At 58.9% G+C, this 16866-nt stretch carries 15 protein-coding genes; 9 read left to right on the forward strand and 6 right to left on the reverse strand.

What is annotated here, in order from left to right; genetic code table 11:
• The first annotated feature begins 123 nt into the window (after window positions 1-123).
• Window positions 124-1017 (forward strand): metal-dependent hydrolase, encoded by an 894-nt coding sequence (locus D9N14_RS21540; RefSeq protein WP_290583715.1) that lies wholly within the window; start codon window positions 124-126, stop codon window positions 1015-1017.
• A 74-nt stretch (window positions 1018-1091) separates the two neighbouring features.
• On the opposite strand, the gene D9N14_RS21545 is transcribed toward D9N14_RS21540, so the two are convergent.
• Window positions 1092-2072: an NAD(P)H-dependent flavin oxidoreductase gene (locus D9N14_RS21545; protein WP_290583717.1), complete on the reverse strand. Its 981-nt coding sequence runs from the start codon at window positions 2070-2072 to the stop codon at window positions 1092-1094.
• Window positions 2073-2212: 140 nt separating this feature from the next.
• Between D9N14_RS21545 and D9N14_RS21550 the strand changes: the two genes are divergently transcribed.
• The gene (locus D9N14_RS21550) at window positions 2213-2962 is read left to right on the forward strand and encodes a spermidine synthase (protein ID WP_290583718.1); all 750 of its coding nucleotides are present in this window, start codon (window positions 2213-2215) and stop codon (window positions 2960-2962) included.
• Here D9N14_RS21550 and D9N14_RS21555 read toward each other — a convergent pair.
• Both D9N14_RS21555 and rsuA read right to left on the reverse strand, forming a co-directional pair.
• A complete protein-coding gene (locus tag D9N14_RS21555) occupies window positions 2946-3983 on the reverse strand; it encodes a class I SAM-dependent methyltransferase (RefSeq protein WP_290583720.1) in 1038 nt (345 codons plus the stop codon). The two genes, D9N14_RS21550 and D9N14_RS21555, sit on opposite strands and share 17 nt — an antisense overlap.
• Entirely contained in the window at window positions 3980-4675 is a 696-nt protein-coding gene (rsuA, locus tag D9N14_RS21560; RefSeq protein WP_290583722.1) for a 16S rRNA pseudouridine(516) synthase RsuA, read from the reverse strand. The genes D9N14_RS21555 and rsuA overlap by 4 nt, the downstream gene beginning before the upstream one ends.
• 338 nt (window positions 4676-5013) lie before the next feature.
• On the opposite strand from rsuA, the gene D9N14_RS21565 reads away from it, so the two are divergent.
• Complete coding sequence (locus tag D9N14_RS21565) at window positions 5014-5166, forward strand: hypothetical protein (protein WP_290583724.1); 153 nt, start codon at window positions 5014-5016, stop codon at window positions 5164-5166.
• A 61-nt stretch (window positions 5167-5227) separates the two neighbouring features.
• Here the strand turns inward: D9N14_RS21565 and D9N14_RS21570 are convergent, their stop codons facing one another.
• Window positions 5228-6328 (reverse strand): choice-of-anchor H family protein, encoded by a 1101-nt coding sequence (locus D9N14_RS21570; protein WP_290583726.1) that lies wholly within the window; start codon window positions 6326-6328, stop codon window positions 5228-5230.
• A gap of 139 nt (window positions 6329-6467) precedes the next feature.
• Between D9N14_RS21570 and D9N14_RS21575 the strand changes: the two genes are divergently transcribed.
• From D9N14_RS21575 to D9N14_RS21595, 5 genes are all read left to right on the forward strand, one after another.
• A complete protein-coding gene (locus D9N14_RS21575) occupies window positions 6468-6884 on the forward strand; it encodes a hypothetical protein (protein WP_290583728.1) in 417 nt (138 codons plus the stop codon).
• A gap of 188 nt (window positions 6885-7072) precedes the next feature.
• Window positions 7073-8119, forward strand: coding sequence for a helix-turn-helix transcriptional regulator (locus D9N14_RS21580; protein WP_290583730.1), 1047 nt, complete (start codon window positions 7073-7075; stop codon window positions 8117-8119).
• 1 nt (window position 8120) lies between these two features.
• Window positions 8121-9332: a helix-turn-helix transcriptional regulator gene (locus D9N14_RS21585; protein ID WP_290583732.1), complete on the forward strand. Its 1212-nt coding sequence runs from the start codon at window positions 8121-8123 to the stop codon at window positions 9330-9332.
• Window positions 9333-9456: 124 nt separating this feature from the next.
• The gene (locus D9N14_RS21590) at window positions 9457-11103 is read left to right on the forward strand and encodes a thrombospondin type 3 repeat-containing protein (RefSeq protein ID WP_290583734.1); all 1647 of its coding nucleotides are present in this window, start codon (window positions 9457-9459) and stop codon (window positions 11101-11103) included.
• A gap of 53 nt (window positions 11104-11156) precedes the next feature.
• On the forward strand, window positions 11157-11879 hold the full coding sequence (locus D9N14_RS21595; protein ID WP_290583736.1) for a hypothetical protein: 723 nt from the start codon (window positions 11157-11159) through the stop codon (window positions 11877-11879).
• Between the two features lie 60 nt (window positions 11880-11939).
• Here D9N14_RS21595 and D9N14_RS21600 read toward each other — a convergent pair whose 3' ends face one another.
• Window positions 11940-13889: an ATP-dependent helicase gene (locus D9N14_RS21600; protein ID WP_290583738.1), complete on the reverse strand. Its 1950-nt coding sequence runs from the start codon at window positions 13887-13889 to the stop codon at window positions 11940-11942.
• Between the two features lie 261 nt (window positions 13890-14150).
• On the opposite strand from D9N14_RS21600, the gene D9N14_RS21605 reads away from it, so the two are divergent.
• Window positions 14151-14912: a TetR/AcrR family transcriptional regulator gene (locus D9N14_RS21605; RefSeq protein WP_290583740.1), complete on the forward strand. Its 762-nt coding sequence runs from the start codon at window positions 14151-14153 to the stop codon at window positions 14910-14912.
• Between the two features lie 27 nt (window positions 14913-14939).
• On the opposite strand, the gene D9N14_RS21610 is transcribed toward D9N14_RS21605, so the two are convergent.
• Window positions 14940-16538 carry an acyl carrier protein gene (locus D9N14_RS21610; protein ID WP_290583742.1) on the reverse strand — a complete coding sequence of 533 codons (1599 nt, stop codon included), beginning with the start codon at window positions 16536-16538 and terminating at the stop codon, window positions 14940-14942.
• Window positions 16539-16866 lie beyond the last annotated feature (328 nt).

The raw sequence follows: 16866 nt of genomic DNA on the forward strand, positions 1-16866 counted from the left end.
CATGGCGCCCCGCCACAGAACAACGTCATGCTTTCACCTAACCGGAGTGGCTTCAGTGAACTAATCTTAAGGTGAGCTATCACCTGAATTATGGCCTGAACAATAACAAGAGGCAGCATAACCATGTTAGGCAGTAAGCGTCGTGCACAGACTCCGTCATCTTTGAAACTGCTGGCCCGCAGTGTTCGTTTCGACTATCTGGAGGCCATGCAGAAGCACCGCTATTGGCACGATAACGATCCGGTCAAAACGCATTTTTTCAACGCATTGCAGGCCTTGTTCCCGGAAGGGGAACGGTTTTTCATGGACTCCGCCCGGGATGTGCGGGATGAACTGGGGAAAGGCAATATCCCGCCGGCGTTGCTGGAACAGATCCAGCTCTTTATCCGCCAGGAAGCCATGCACGGGCGCGAACACGATAACTGGTCCGCTGCCTTGATCGAGCTGGGCTACCCTGCCATGAAGATGTTTGATGAAAAACTCAAACGGGATAACGCCTGGTCCCGCAAGAACCTGGCACCCATTACCCGACTGGCCATGACCGCGGCCTCGGAGCATTTCACTGCTTCCCTGGCCCATTTGTTCATTTATCACCGCCCGGATCTGGTGGAGAAGGCCCAGTCCCCGTTTCGGGAGTTGTTGATCTATCACGCCCTGGAAGAGGTGGAACACAAGGCCGTGTGCTATGACCTGTATGAGCAGGCCCAGGGCGGCTATTGGAAGCGCGCTTCCGCCATGGTGTTTGTGACCGTGGATCTGCTGTTACGTCTGCGTAATCGCATGCAATACCTGTTGCAACAGGATGGTCTGTGGGATGCCAAGCACCGGCGTGCCATGCGGGCATTGATCTGGGGTAAGGACGGTATCATGCGGGCGCTGGCCCCGTTCCTGCTGCAATATTTCCGGCCCGACTTTCACCCTTGGGAGACCGATGAGCGGCGCGATTTGAAAGAGCGCTTCCGGGAGGAAATGAACCACATTGAAGCGTTGCAGGAACCCTCGGCAGACGCGGCATGACCACTACCAAATTGCGCGCATAAAATAAAAAAGGGATGCAGTGCATCCCTTTTTCTATGGGTGATGATTCAGTTTTATCGGTAGGTATCCAGCAGCTTCGCCTGGGCCTGGATGGCGTGGGTGAACTCCCCATGCATGCGCTCGATCATCTCTGCCACTGGCAGTACATCGTTGATTCCAGCACAGCCCTGCCCGGCGGACCAGACCGTTTTCCAGGCCTTGGCTTCGTCACTCACCGGCTTTAATTTGGTGCCGTAATCCACGTCACCGGGTTGGCCCAGTTTATCCATGTCATAGCCGTTGGCTTCCATGCTGGGGCGCATGAAGCTGGCGGGAATGCCGGATACGGCGGGGGTGTGGATGATGTCCTTGCTGCCGCAATCCACAATCATCTGCTTGTAGTCCGGCACCGCCTCGCTTTCGGTGGTATTGATGAAGCGGGTGCCCATGTACGCCAGGTCAGCGCCCATCTGCAGCGCGGCGGCCACGTCCGAGCCACTGTTGATGCAACCGGCCAGCAGCAGTGTCTTATCGAAAAAACTGCGGATTTCCTGCACCAGGGCGAAGGGGTTGGTGGTGCCCGCATGGCCGCCGGCGCCGCCACAGACCGCGATCAGCCCGTCCACACCGGCCTTGGCCGCACTTTCCGCATGGCGGCGATTGGTGACGTCATGGAACACCACACCACCGTAGCCGTGGACGGCGTCCACCAGATCCTTCACGGCGCCCAGGGAGGTGATGATAAGGGGCACTTCGTGCTTCACGCAGAGTTCCAGGTCCGCCTGCACCCGGGGATTGGTGTGGTGAACGATCAGGTTCACACCGAAGGGGGCGGCTTTTTTACCGGTCTCCGCTTCAAAGGCTGCCAGTTCCTGTTTGATCTGAATGAGCCACTCCTCGAAGCCTTCGCTGGTACGCTGATTAAGGGCTGGCAGGGTGCCCACCACCCCGTTCTTGCAGTTCTCAATCAACATTTTGGGGCCGGACACCAGGAACATGGGGGCGGCAACCACCGGTAACTTCAATCTGCCTTCAAAACTGCTTGGAATCGGCATGGGGATACACCTTACTCTCTGTAGATCAACGGGTAAAAAGAATGGCAAGAATAGCATGTAAATCTTCTGTGCGGAAAAGCAGGAAACGCTACAATGGCGGTTTTGACCCCTTATTCACCTGTATCCGGACCGCAGTTTTCATGGCCATTGAATTTGAACGCAAACACCAGGGGCGTCACTACCAGGTGCGCAGTGCCGGGCGTACCCGACGTCTCTATACCGACGGCGTGTTCCACAGTCAGTACAACCCGCGGCACCCGGTCACCGGCAGTGTCTGGGATCTGCTGTTCCTGCCCAGTCAATTCTATGCCCCGGCGGACATCCAGCGGGTGCTGGTGCTGGGGGTGGGCGGTGGTGCCGTGATTCACATGTTGAACCGTTTTGTGCAGCCCGACCAGGTGGTGGGGGTGGAGTTGAGCCCTTTGCATATCCAACTGGCCCAACGTTACTTCGACCTGAACTACCCCAACCTGGAACTGGTGCAGGCCAACGCCGTTGACTGGCTGATCGAGTATCAGGGGGAGCCCTTCGACCTGATCATCGACGACCTGTATTTTGAGGCGCAGGGGGAACCGCAGCGGGCCATTGCCGCCGACGCCAGTTGGTTTGATGTGTTGATGGAACACTTGAGTGAGGAGGGCGCGCTGGTGATGAATTTCGTCAACTACCGGGAGTGGCGCAATAGTGCTTATTTCTCGGCAGAGTTCGTGCGGGAAGGATTCCAGTCGGTGTATCAGTTTGCCACACCCACCTGTCACAACGCGGTGGTGGGCTTTTTACGCAAACCTACGGAAACCCGCATGCTGCGCCAGGCACTGGTCCAAACCCCGGGCCTGAATCCGGAGCGCGCCGGGTGTCGCCTGCGTTATGCCGTCAAGAAGATAGCTTGAAGACTTTGAAGCTTTTGTCCCGGTGCAGGTTCTCGACGCTTTTAAAATAGGCCGGAGCAATGGTTTCCACGGCAATAAACTGATTCACCACCACAAAGGCCACGCCATCGTTTTTCAGATGGTGGCGGGCGCTGCGGATGAATTTTTCCGTCAGGTCCCGTTCCGTGTCGAAGCCTTTGTGAAAAGGCGGGTTGCACAGCACCACATCGTACTGATGATGAATGCCGGCGGCGCAGTCGTCGGCAATGACCTCTCCGTTGATGCCGTGACGGGTGAAGTTGTCCTGGCAACTCTGAATGGCCGCGGCGTTGTTGTCGGTGGCCACCACCTGTTTGGCGCCCAGTGCCCAGGCCATGATACCCAGGTAGCCGTATCCGCAGCCCAGGTCCAGCACGGAGCCCGGCGCTTGGGTTTGCTGCACGTGTTCGGCAAAGGCGTCGATCAGCAGTTCGCTGCCCTTGTCGATTTTATTCCAGCCGAACTGGCCGGGCTTGCTGAACAGCTCCAGGTTGCGGCGTTCACCGATGCTCACAGTTGCCAGGTAATTGCGATCATCCAGGGCCTCCCCCAGGGTCTGGCAGGATAATTCCGCCAGTTTCAGCTGACGTTCTCCCTTGCTGACCTCGGCCTTACTGCCCAGGTAATGCTCGGCCTTGCTGATGTAGGTTTTGATGCCCTCGTTTTTGTAGCCGCAGAGCAGGAACCTGCCGTTCGCATTCAGGTGTTCTGGTACCTGATTGATAATGTGGTGAACGATGGCCTTTTCCTTCGAAACCCGATAGGCAATCAGGTCAAAGCGACCGCCCAGCTGGCGCAGGTCCATATCGTTGTACTGGCAGGACAGGTTACTGTCCATCGCCGCCTGGTACACGTCATAGCGGTTGGTGAGCAGGCTCAGGTTTTCGATGGTTTTGAGGGACAGCAGCAGCTTGCTGTCCAGATGCTCATCGGCCACCAGCAGGAGGCGGCCGGAATAGTCCGGCAGAGCGTCACACAGTCGTTCCAGGGCGGGGTCCATCATGACAAACGTTCGATCTCTTCCTGATGCAGGGGGCGGTATTCCCCCGGTTGCAGTTGCGGGTCCAACACCACGGGGCCGATGGCGGCCCGATGCAGGGCCACCACATGATTGCCGATGGCAGCGAACATGCGCTTCACTTGATGATACTTGCCTTCATAGATGGTCAGTTCAACCTGCTGCGGTGCGTTCACCTGCAGGCTGGCGGGGCGGGTGCGCTTGTGTTCGTTGCGCAGCAGTATGCCCTCTGCAAAACGGGCTGCGGCGTCGTCGGCAATGGGGTCCTGCAGGGTGACCTGATACCGTTTCGGCATTTTATGTTTGGGTGACGTCACGCGGTGGCTCCAGTGTCCGTCGTCGGTCACCAGTACCAGACCGGTGGTATCCAGATCCAGCCGTCCCGCCACATGCAGCTCGGAAACATCTTCTTCCTCTGCGAACAGCGCGATCACGGTTGGGTGTTGCGGATCGCTGTTGGCACAGACACAACCGACCGGCTTGTTCAGCATAAAATAACGTGGCCCACGGGGCGCGATGCGCATGCCCCCCAGGCGAATATCCTGGTGTTCACTCACCGTTTGCTCTGGGCCTGCCGCCGGCACCTGATCCACCAGCACGTCACCGAGCTTTATGGCCTGCTTGGCCTCCTTGCGGGACAAACCGGAATAATTGCTTAGATATTTGTCAAGTCTCATGAATATTTGATGACAGAAAGCAGCGACTGATTGCGCCTTAGTGTGTCAGGAAACCCGCTACTTCGTCTAGGCTGGCTGGGTACAAGAGCGTTTATTGTACGTCATTTAGACTGATTCGTTACATGATCTTTCAGATTCCTGAATATGGGGAATTTGGGTGCCGGGAAAAACCCCCGTGGGATCATGGGGCTTGCGCGATAAAGGTAAAGTTCACATCAGCTTTTGTGGAAAACTGCCACGCGGCTTTTCGTTTGCAGGTTCACAATCCCTCATTACACTGATCAGTATCAATTCACACACTGATTGGGAAGTCGGGGTGCAAAGACTAGGAGGGTGTTATGAACAACGTAAGATTTCTGGATTGGTTGGGTTCCGCCGCGTTCACCATCGCGTTGTTGTCTGTTTTACTTCTGTTTGTGCCCGGGCTGGTGCGTGCTGACGGTGTAATGCCCGCAGACGCTGACGATTTTATCGGTCGTGCCGACCTTTAAAAGACCGGGGAACGCCACAGGTTTCAGCAAGCAGTCTGAAACACTGTGGCACCTGCAAACCTTACTTGCTGCTTTTCCGCCAGCGTCCCGCCAGCAATAATAATCCCAACATCAGCAGAAAGAACAGGCCGACGCTGCCGCCGCTGGCCGTAGCATAATATTCTTCCTCCACCACAACGCGGTAGGCATCGTTGTCCCAATCCTGACTTTCCATATGCAGTGGTGTGGCAAGCGGTGATGTGGTGGTGATCAGCAGGTTGCCGCTGTCGGCGTCGTACAGTTGCACCGCCAATTGGTAGCGGGCCGGATCGAAACCGTAGTCCAGGGACAGGCGGCTCATGTAACGATCCTGGCTGCTGTAATCCTGCAGTCGGAAGTCCTGGCTGGTATGGATTTCACGCCAATAATCATGGGGATCAATCAAACTGATGCGGGCATACACCCATCGACTCTGCCCCGGTGCGTCGGCATCCACTTCTACCGTTATGTCGGTGAAATAGCCGTCCCGATCCTGATCACCGCTCAAGTCAAACGCCAGTTCATAAATGCTGATACTGTGCAGGGCGGCGCTTTCCCGGCTGCTGTCTTCCAGGTACAGGTCCGCCAGTTGCGGGTTGTCGGCGCTGCTGTAATGCAGCAGTTCGGCACCGGTGTCTGCGTCGTGAATGCTCAGGCTCAATGCGTATTGATCACTGGGATAGCCGTCTGTAAGCAGCACCCGTGCCTGGTAGGTATCGTTCCCGCTGGTGCCGTAAATCGTGTACACCTCGGTCTGGAACAGGGTCTGCTGGTGCTCCCCATGCAGTTCCCCTTGCAGTTCACCCACCACAAAAATCCGTTGGCTGCTGCGCAGCGTGTCGATATCAAAGTTCACATCAAACTGATGATAATAACCGTCACCATCGTGATCGCCCTGCAGGTCGAACCAGACGTCGTACACCGAGACGCTGGCGGTTGTGGTGGCGGAGTTGAGCGCGGTGGGTGCTGCCAACGCGTGGGCCGTGAAATCGGCGGCGGGTTTGGCGGGGTTGCTGATGATCTTGCCGCGGAACTTGCTGTTCGGGTCCGGGGGGGTGGCAGCCTGGGGCATGGCCTGTGCCTGGGGCGCGCTGGCCAGTACCACCAGCAGGAATGTGACGATGATCAAGGCAATTTTATACATGACGGGGCTCCTCCATTTGCTCCTCATTACAGCCCGCCGCAGCTGAATTCATCCTGAATAGGGCGACGTGTACGGTTCAGGTCTGATTCAGTTTCTGGGGCCTAGGATGGTGGGACATTCAACAAAAGGAGATTTCCTTATGTGGTACAAAAAGAGCATTCTCCCGGCGGCTGCGGTGTTGGTGGCGGCCACCACGTTCAGCGCCAATCAGGCTTACGCTTTGAATGATGATGAAGCGGCGGTGCTGGTGGGGCTGGCTGTGGGTACGGTGGCCGCGGTGGCGGTGAAGCATCATCGTGAACACGACCGTCGGGATTGGGAATACCGGGAACGGTCCCGCTATGACGATCATCACCATGGCTATCGGCGGGAACCGCAACGGGTGGAGCATTACGTGATCCACAATCCCCCCAGCTACCGGGGTGATCGACATCGCCATGACCGTTGCGATCATCCGGGTAAGCGCCACGGTCACAAACGCAAGGACCATGACCGCGGCTACAGCCGCAGCGGCTATGAATACGAATACGAGTATAAAAAACGGGTTCGGTTCTAGCACCGGGTGCCCACCGGAAAGGAAGCCAAAGGCTTCCTTTTTTTGTGGATATGGATGCGGCTTTTATGGGGATCGCGTCAGCCGGTAGGGTGTGGGTTGCAGGACCTGCGGTTAGAAAATGAGCTCGCAGTCACCTATACTGCAGCAAACCCTATCCAGCAAATCCGATTAAAAGTGATTTCGAACTGATGTTGTTGCAAGACCACTCGCAGCGGCGGCCTACTGCTTCCCTCTCGGCGGCCCGTCACTGGGTGAATCAGCTCTATGCCGGTCTGCACGACCGGGCCCGGCTCGAGCAATCCATAACGGGATTAGGAGAGCTGCTGGCCGGCGTGGTGGAGCTGATTCGCATCACCTGTAAGGAGACGGACGCGGTATCCGAGTGGTGTCGTTCCGATTCCGCGTTGCCCGCAGGCGGACTCTGGCCGTCTGCTGTGGACCGGCAGGCACCCTATCAGCATTTTCACAAGGACGGTTGCCTGTCGCTGTATACGTTAAGCGGTGCCCCGGCCCGGCTTTTGCTGGCCCATGCCAGCACCCGTTGTGAGGTGGTGCTACTGCTGCGGCAATATCAGGAACCACTGTGCCCCCGCGACTATGGCCCCCGCTTCTCCGAAGTTATGCTGTACACGTTGCCACAGCTGGCCCAGGTCAATGCCTTGCTGGGCAAGCTGAGGCAGCCCTTGCACCGGCTTGAGGTCACCCATCGTTTACTGCAACTGGTGCCGTTGCCCCTGGTGGTACTGAACCAGCGCAACCAGGTGGAACGCGCCAACGTCACCACCTGCCGCCTGCTGCAGCGCTTGCAGGCCGAGGCCGCCCCGGCGCAGGCCGACACCTGGCTGGCAGCGGCCGATTGGTCCGGGTTGAAATTCGATTCCAGCCGCCAGCGGTTGAGCTGTGACGGGGTGGAGCTGGCGGCCCGCTTCCTGTTTGAAGAGCCGTGGGGTGCCCACCCGGTGCGCATCTACAGTCTGCAGGACAGCCGTCGCCATCCCCAGTTGAATGCAACGATCCTGGATTCAATCTTTGGCCTCAGTGCGGCGGAGACGGCAGTATGCCAATGGGTGCTGGCGGGGCAGGAACCCTCCGACATCGCCCGCCTGCAAAACCGCTCCATCAACACCATCAAGTCCCAGCTACGCTCCATCTATCGCAAAACCGGGGTGCAGACCACCGCCCAGTTGGCCCGCCGTCTGTTTTTCAATCCCGCGTACTGGGTTGGGCGGCGCTGACATGGCGGCCTTGGCCGAGCGCCTCAAACGGTTCGATGCGGAGGAGGGCGACTTGATCACCCGGTTCTATGCCGGGGTGGGTACGGCCCAGTTCTTTCAGGACTTTATGGCTCAGCTGGCGGACGTAATGGCGCTGCGCTCCGGCAGCATCGGGATCAGCAACCTGCAGACCCGGGAAATCAAGGGCGGGTGGCCGTGGAATATCGAGCCCCTGTATCTGGCGGTGTATGTGGCCGGCGATCTGGCCCATAAGGATCGCCTGTTACAACATGTGATGCAGTCCCCGGCGGGGCGCTTCTACAGCATCGAAGCCCATCTGCCGGATGCCGCGGACTATCAGGCCCGGAGTGAGGTCTACCAGACCTGGGCCAATCCGCAGGGCATTCGCGATGTGGCCATGGGCCTGCTCTTGAGAGACGGAGATTGGGTGGGCTTTGTGGTGCTGCATCGGCGCGACGAGCAGGGACCGTTTCTGGAACCGGAACTGGCGGTGCTGGAGCGCCTGCTGCCGCACCTGCAGCGGGGCCTGGAACTGCATCGGGGGTTGGTGGACGCCCGTGACCAGCAGCACAGCATCGACCGCTGGCTGTCGTTGTTGCGGCCTGCGGCCCTGCTGTTCGATGAGAAGTTCGAGATGACGCACCTGAATCCTGCCGCCAGGCAGTTTCTGCAGCAGCAGGGTGGCATCCGGATCCAGGATGGCCGCTTCGATCTGGGGGACCCCCAGGAGAACAGCCGGGTGGGGTTCCAGGTGATGGCGGCGGTCAAGCTGGCCCTGGGCCAATACGAGCTGGAGCCCGAGATCCTGCGCATCGAGCGCCCCCCGCACCCACCGTTCACCCTGGTGTTCCTGCCCCTGCGGGACCGCGGTAACCAGGCGGTGACTTCCGCTGCGGCCCTGGTGTTCATTTATGCCGAGGATGAGCCGATGGGGATGGACCTGTCACCCCTGCGACCGATCTTCGGCCTGACGGCAGCGGAGCAGGGCCTGTGTGATGCCCTCGTGCAGGGGCAGACCCTGGCGGAACTGGCCCAGTTGCACAACAAGTCCAAGGAAACTTTGCGCACCCAGTTGCGGCGTATTTTCCGCAAAGTCGGGGTCCGCACCCAGACCGAGCTGGTGGTGACCCTGATGACCCACCCGGCGCTGCTGGTGCCACTGGGCACGGATACTCAGCCCGATCCTGCCCCCGATCCAGACCCCCGATTTTGAACCGGTCAGTCATTTTCACCCGATTGGGTGATTCTGAAATGCCCCTCCACTGCTAGCTTTAGTTCAGCACACCGCTGCGGGTGCCCATTTGTCGATCCACTTGGTTTTTCTTAGGAGTGTTTGAATGAAGCTGAAACCGCTGTGTCTGGCCGTCGCTGTGGCGATGACCGGATGTGGTGGCGGTGGTGGGGGAGGTTCCAGTTCCTCCTCCTCACCGACGCCCACCCCCACAACTTCTGTTTCCGGCAGTGCCGTCAAGGGGCCGCTGGTGAATGCCACGGTCCGGGCCTATGCCCTGGATACCAGCGCCGCCGACCTCAAAGGCAGCCTGCTGGATTCCGGTTCCACCAACGAGCAGGCGGCCATAACCGGCCTGGCCATTGCATCCAGTACCACCGGCCCGGTGCTGCTGGAGATTGTGGCGGATGCCGACACGGTGGACCTCACCACCGGCGTGGCGCCGGTGATCACCCGCATGGTGACCGTGCGGGACGCGGCGGACCTGATGAGCGGGAATGCTTATGCGACACCCCTTACTACTCTGGTGGTGGATCTGGCCCGTAAGAACGGCGACAAGGATACCCTGGGTTACAGCGGCGATGACGACGGCAGCCTCGGCGAAGCCGAGTTCCTGGCGGCACTGCCGGTCGCCCAGTCCCAGGTGAAATCCAGCCTGGGTTTTGGCCTGGTGGATACACTGGACCTGCTGAGCCAGTCGCCCCTGATCACCGACGCAACCACCGACGCCGCCAGTCAGAGTGCGGTGTTGAACTATCGCACCGCCCTGGAAGGGGTGGCCGCCATTGCCCAGAAGCTGAAAGACGATGCGGTGGCGGCCAACGCCTCCAGCACCGCCACCACCGATGAGATGTTCGCGGCCCTGGCGTCAGACCTGTCCGACGGCACCCTGGATGGCCAGGATGACGATGGCGCCCTGGCGGCCATGGCGGATGTACCCGATGTGGGCGCATCGGTCACGGTGGACCCGGCCACCCTCACCATCCCCGGTACCAGCACCCCCCTGACGGAGGTCAGCGACGTGCTGATCGCCGAGAAGCAAAGCACCGGCGTAACCACCAGCACCACGGACATTGAAGACGCCGAAACCACCCCGGCGGCGGTGGACCCCACTCCGGATTCCGACGGCGATGGCGTGGATGACCTGAATGACGCCTTCCCCATGGACGATTCCGAAACCACCGACAGTGACGGTGACAACGTGGGTGACAACGCTGACGTGTTCCCCAACGATCCTGAAGAGTGGGCGGACTCGGACGGTGACCAGGTGGGCGATAACGCCGATGCCTTCCCCACTGACCCCACTGAAACCACCGACAGCGACGGTGACAACGTGGGTGATAACGCCGATGTGTTCCCCAACGATCCCAGCGAATGGTTGGACTCGGACGGTGACCAGGTGGGCGATAACGCCGATGCCTTCCCCACCGATCCTGATGAAACCACCGACAGCGACGGCGATAACGTGGGTGATAACGGCGACGTGTTCCCCAACGATCCCACTGAGTGGGCGGACTCTGATGGTGACCAGATTGGCGACAACGCCGACGCCTTCCCCGATGACCCGGGCGAAACCGCGGACAGTGACGGGGACCAGATTGGTGACAATGCCGATAACTGCCCCACCGTGAGCAATCCGGAACAGACCGATACCGATGACGATGGTGTGGGTGACGCCTGCGAAGAGGATGAAACCCCCACTGGCGCCGTCTGGGACCAGTTTAACTGGGACGACGGCAGCACCTGGCAATGACCGCCAGCCATTGAATGAATACGAACAGAATTGAATTTTTGAGGATAGAATCCATGAAACTGAAAACCGTGTTTAGCGCATCTCTTTTAAGTCTGGCCATTGCCGGAGCCTCTTCTGCCATGGCGGAAGTCAGTGTGACCTCGTTCAGTGCCGGACAGGCGGCCACCGCCGCCAGTGTGAACGCCAATTTCACCGCGGTGGCCAATGGCGTCAACACCAACGAAGCCGCCATTGCCGCACTGCTGGCGCGCATTGAAGCATTGGAGGCGGAGCATGAATCCACCACCTATCAGGAGCGCATCGCCGGCTCCACCTACAAACTGAGCTGGACCTACCATGCCTATTTCGGCGCGGATAAAGGCGATGGCAGCATGACCAACTACATTCGCTTCCTCATGGGGGGCGGCGGCTCCACCATCATCTTTAATGGCGATGGCACCATCACGGAACTGGCGGCTGCGGAATCCGAGGCTGAGGGCTCCACCTTCCTCTATGATGAAGATCCCATGAATGATCCCGGTGGTGTGCAAACCAATAACATGGATACCAACTCGGACAGCTGGGAGGATACCTCCGGCACCACCACCTGGTCAGTGAACGAAAGCACCGGTATCGTGACCATTGTGTGGGAAGGTGAAGAGGAAGACAGTTTCCAATCCTCGGAAGACGGCAGCCTGTTCGTACGCCTGGGCTCGGTCAACGAAGTGAACGATGACAACCAGCGGGTGGTGGAGAACCACAGCGTGCATTTCGTGCGGGTACCGTCCCTGCCCTAAGCGCAGCGCGGTTGCGGAATCGGGAAGAGGCCTCTGCGGAGGCCTTTTTTCTGCCTGTTACTACTCAAAGTCCAGCAGTTCATCCAGTACCGAACCGCCGCCGTGCCCCTGGTGGTAGCCAAAATGCTGATATTCCACCAGGTTCGAGGGCAGGTACTCCAGAAAATAACTGCTGCTGGCTCCGTGCACAAACGAGCCGCCGTGGAACACGGTCTGGCTGCTGTCACCGGCCCGGGTAATCACCAACTCATTTTGGGCCCGGGTCAGGGCCACATAGAGAATGCGGCGCTCCTCTTCTTCCGCCTCCCTGTCCCCCAGGCTGCGCAGGTGGGGATACATGCCCGGCTGCACCCCCAGGCAGTAGCATACCGGCGCTTCGGTACCCTTGGCGCTGTGTACGGTGATGAGGGTCACGCAGTCTTCCTGGTCCGCTTTCTCCGCTTCGGTATTGGATACCGGGTCCAGGGTGTAGGCCTCCACGAACCCCAGCAGGTCCTTGTAGCGCAGGGCCAGCTCCGATAACAGACGCAGATCCCCCAGGCGGCTTTCCCAGCGGTCGTAGCGCTGGGAAAGGGTGTTGCCCAGGTGTTCTGCGCCCAGTTTGAGGGCGGTGCTGGGTTCCGAGCGATACTGCTGGATCAGGGCAATGCCCTGGCGGATGTCGGTGCGCTTGGCGAGGGCAGTTTCCAGCACCTGCAGGGGGTTGTCCGCCGGGTCCAGCGCAATCAGCTGCTGCACAATTTTGGCGGCCGTGGCATCGCCGATTTTGGGCCAGCACTTCAGGTAACGAATCCAGGCCAGCTCATCGTAGGCGCTGATGGCGGCCCGACACAGGGACAGCAGATCCTTCACATGGGCCGCTTCCAGCAGGCTGGTGCCGCCCACAAAGCGGTAGGGGATATTGCGCTCGATCAGTGCCCCTTCCAGGGTTTTGGCCGACCAGGCCGAGCGCACCAGCACCATGTGCTCACCCCAGGAGGTGCCGGCTTCATGGCGTTCCTGCAGGTCGCTGGCGATCCAGGCGGCTTCATCGAACTTGCTTTCAAAATCCAGCAGGATTGGCCCCAGGCCACGGCCGCGGTGGGCGTGCAGATCCTTGTCGTAATGGATGCTGGACTGGGCCAGCAGCCAGTTGGCCAGGTCCAGGATCTCCTGGGTGCTGCGATAGTTTTCCCGCAGTTTGAGGATGGCGGCTGATGACAGCCGGCTGTCGAATTCATGCACATTGCGGAAATCTGCACCGCGGAATGCGTAGATGGACTGGGCATCGTCCCCCACACAGAACAGGCTGGCCTGGTCGGACAAGGCCTGCAGAATCCGCCATTGCAGGGGGTTGGTGTCCTGCATTTCGTCCACCAGCACATGTTGGTAGAGGCCGGCGATCCGTGCCCGCAGCTTGGGGTTGCCTTCCAGACCCTGCACAAATAAATGCAGGATATCGTCGTAATCCAGATAGCGGCGTTCAGTCTTGCGGCGCTCGTACTCCGCGGCAATCTCCACCAGGCGGCCCATGGTGTGATCGTCCAGCTCCGTGAACTGGGTCAGGTATTGCTCCAGCTCCAGACAGCAGTTCTTGGCGTAGGACACATAGTTGAGGATGCTGGCGGCCTTGGGAAAATCGCGCTTTTCCCCTTTTTTCAGCCGTTCCCCCCGGATCATCTGCAGCAGGCTCTGGGCATCATCCCGGTCGATGACGGTGCGCTCCTCCACCCCGAACGCCTTGGGCACCCGACGCATCACCTGCAGGCAAAAATGGTGGAAGGTGCCGGCGGTGACGCTGTCGGCCACCTTGCCCACCTCATTGTGCAGGCGCAGCAGCATCTCCTTGGCCGCCCGGCGGGTGAAGGTCAGCATCAACAGGCGTTCTGCCGGAACCCCCTGTTGAATCAGAAACAGGATACGGGCAATGATGGTGCGGGTCTTGCCGGTGCCGGCCCCGGCCAGCACCAACAGGTGCCGGGCCTGGCCTTGATAGTGGGCCGCCGCAGTTTGTTCGGGATTCAGTTTCATCGTCGGCATCATACCGGGTTGGGCCCTGACCGCCTAGGCTTGCCACTCCCTTGCTACGCCCTTTGTTAACCCTGGTGTGGGGACTGGCAGAGGGGCGTTGGGGTTGTATAATGCGGTCACCACATGCCGTTTGGAACGCCGCATGGGGTACGGGGGTTTACCATTCAATGTTGTGAAAGACTATACTTTGTGTATTGACGTCAAGCACTTACCTTGCCGAGCAGCAATAACGAGCACCAATAAAAAGAAGGATGAAGTCGCGTGATCGCAGATAAACGGGCAGAAAACAGAGCGGATACCCGCGAAAAACTGATCCTGGTGGCCATCAAGATGTTTGCTGAACAGGGTTTCAGCGGCGTTTCCATGCGCAATATCAACACGGCGGCGGGCACCCGCAATTCCTCGGCGGTGCATTATCACTTTGGCAGCAAAATGGGCATCATCGAAGCGGTGATGGATAAGCTCAACGCCCAGCTGCGCCCGATCTTCGACCAGGTGACGGAGGCGTTGGAAGAGCGCGCTGCGGAAGGCAACCTGACGGCAGAAGACGTGGCCATGGCCATTCAGTTGCCGTTCTGGGTGTTGAACTGCACCCCGGAATACGGGCGTTACGCGGTCAAGCTCAGTGCCCGCTTAATGCTGGAAGCCAATGCTGAACTCAAGGTGCTTTATAATCGTTACCTGGAGGAACCGGTGGGGCGCATCCTGCAGTTGATGGTGCAGCTGCAGCCCAATAAGAATCCTCACCACCTGCGTTTCCAGATCGTGCATTGTTTTATGGCCACCATTTCCGGCATCTCCACCATCGACCTGATGGACAACACCCCCCTGGGGGATGTGCGTTTTGAGCACAATGCCGAGATGATGATGGTGTATGTCTTTCACGTGGCCCGGGGGCTGGGCTGTGAGCAGCCGGACTTCGGCCGTTTTGATATGACGTTCTGGTCCCGCTTTGCCACGTTCATGCAGATGAGCCCGGAACCCGCACCGCCGGCTCCGGATGCCGTGCCCACACCGGACTAGTCCGCCAGCGCGCTGCCTTGATCTTAATTAAAGCGTTCCTTCCTCTTCCTCCTGATCCCCATGCTGGGAATCCGGTGTCCAGCCCAGGCTGTTACCATGGGTGGCCAGGATAAAACTGCTTAATTTCTCGATGGTGGGCAGTTCATACAGCACCGAAATCGGAATATCCAGTTTCAGCTGCTGCTTGATGCGGAATTTCATCTCGGTGACCTGCAGGCTGTGCCCGCCCAGTTCAAAAAAACTGGCCGCCGGGGGAATCTCCGTCACCTGCAGCAGGTCCCGCCAGATATGGCGGAGCTGGTCTGGCAGGCTGGGGCGGTTACCCGGGTCGTTGTGCTGGTCCTGTTTCAGCAATGCCAGCAGGTCTTTCACCAGAAACTGAATCTGATCACTGCCCAGTTTGTCCGGGTCATAGTGAATGCTGAGGTCCACCTGGCTGGCCTGCTCAATCACATGGATCTCAAAGGGCGCCAGCATCACGCCGCTGTTGAGCTGGGTGACCCCCTGCAGGTTGATCTGATCGCTGTTGTCCACGTCGAACCAATGGTAGTGCACCATGGGCACCGGGCTGCCGGCGTGGCACAGGTGATGGGCCAGTTGTTCTGAAACCGGTGAAAAACGGGTGTGCAGTTTCGCCAGTTCTGTACTGGCATTAAAGGCCAGGCCTTCCCGCTTCTGGGCCTGCATGGGAACGTAATAGGGGAAATAGCCCAGCAGGTTTTCGAACTCGCTGTCTTTCAGGTTGGGATCGCTGAACCAGTAGGTGATGCCCTGATGGGAGAGCCAGGAGTACAGGCACTGGTTGATGGCGTCACACAACCATTGTTTGGCGCTTTGCCCGGCCGGCAGGTGCTGGTGGATGAACTCGGCATCCAGTTGTTCCAGATGCAGCTGGCTGCTGGCACACAAGGCCGTGGTACTGGATTCCGTCAGGGACTTGGGGGCCAGGCGGGCCCATTCTTTGGTCAGAAAGGGTTTGTTCAACACCTCGCTGGACCAATGGGCAAACGCGCTTTGGTTGCACTGGGTGGGCAGCTCCATGGCGTCCACTTCGGTGAACACGGCGGCCAGCAGGTGATGGCCCAGTCGCAACAGGGAGTAACTGTCCAACAGCAAAGGGTGGCAGCTCAGCAGCAGGTGGGATGGGGCCTGTTCCTGTTGTACCAGGGTCAGAGCCAGTGCCTGCTGTTCGCAGTGGCGGCGTTGCTGCTGATTGCGGATCTCTTCCAGCTGGGCCCGGGCGTCGGCTGGATTCAGTTGGTTGAGCTGGATCGATTCCACCAGTGGGCCATCCCCCGGCTTGAACTGATTTTCGTTGCTGTCGAGGCGGGCGGCCAGGATGGGGTACAGTTGTTGCAGCTCAAGCAGTACCGGCTGCAGTGCACTCAAGCACAGAGCGCCGTTAAAGCGGATTTCAATGACCCGGTTAGAGGGCGTGGCGTGAAGTCGTCGGAACAGCTCGGTCTGGTGGGGAGACAACTGCAGCGGATTGTGCCGTGCGGTGTCGTCCTGAGTGATGGGACGCCGGGCGCTGTTCAGCTTTTTCTGGCGAATCTTTTCAAATAACAGCTGCCGTTGTTCCGGACTGAGGTCGGCAAATTGAGACAGCGCGTTGTCGGACGTCATGCTCGCACCCTATTCTTTCTTGTCGTTATTGTCGTCGAGTTGTCGTTATTGTCGTCGAGTTGTAGTTATTGTTGTAACGATCATACAGCCGCCGGCCCAAGGTGTTTGGCCGTGAATCAATGCGGGATGTCTTGACTGGAAGAATTCATTATACGCCATGCTACAGTGGTCCTTAATTGTAATATGTGGCCCATTGTGCGCAGAAAGCTGTTAAATCGAATTATTGGAACCCAGTTACAAGCGGTTGTGTGACTGCGTTGGAGTTTGGTCGCAAAATTATTTAAATCGCACCAGAAGAGTGTAGAGGATTTGCGCGGTTTGCTGCGCA

It is taken from the genome of Ketobacter sp., assembly GCF_003671495.1.
GTDB lineage: Bacteria > Pseudomonadota > Gammaproteobacteria > Pseudomonadales > Ketobacteraceae > Ketobacter.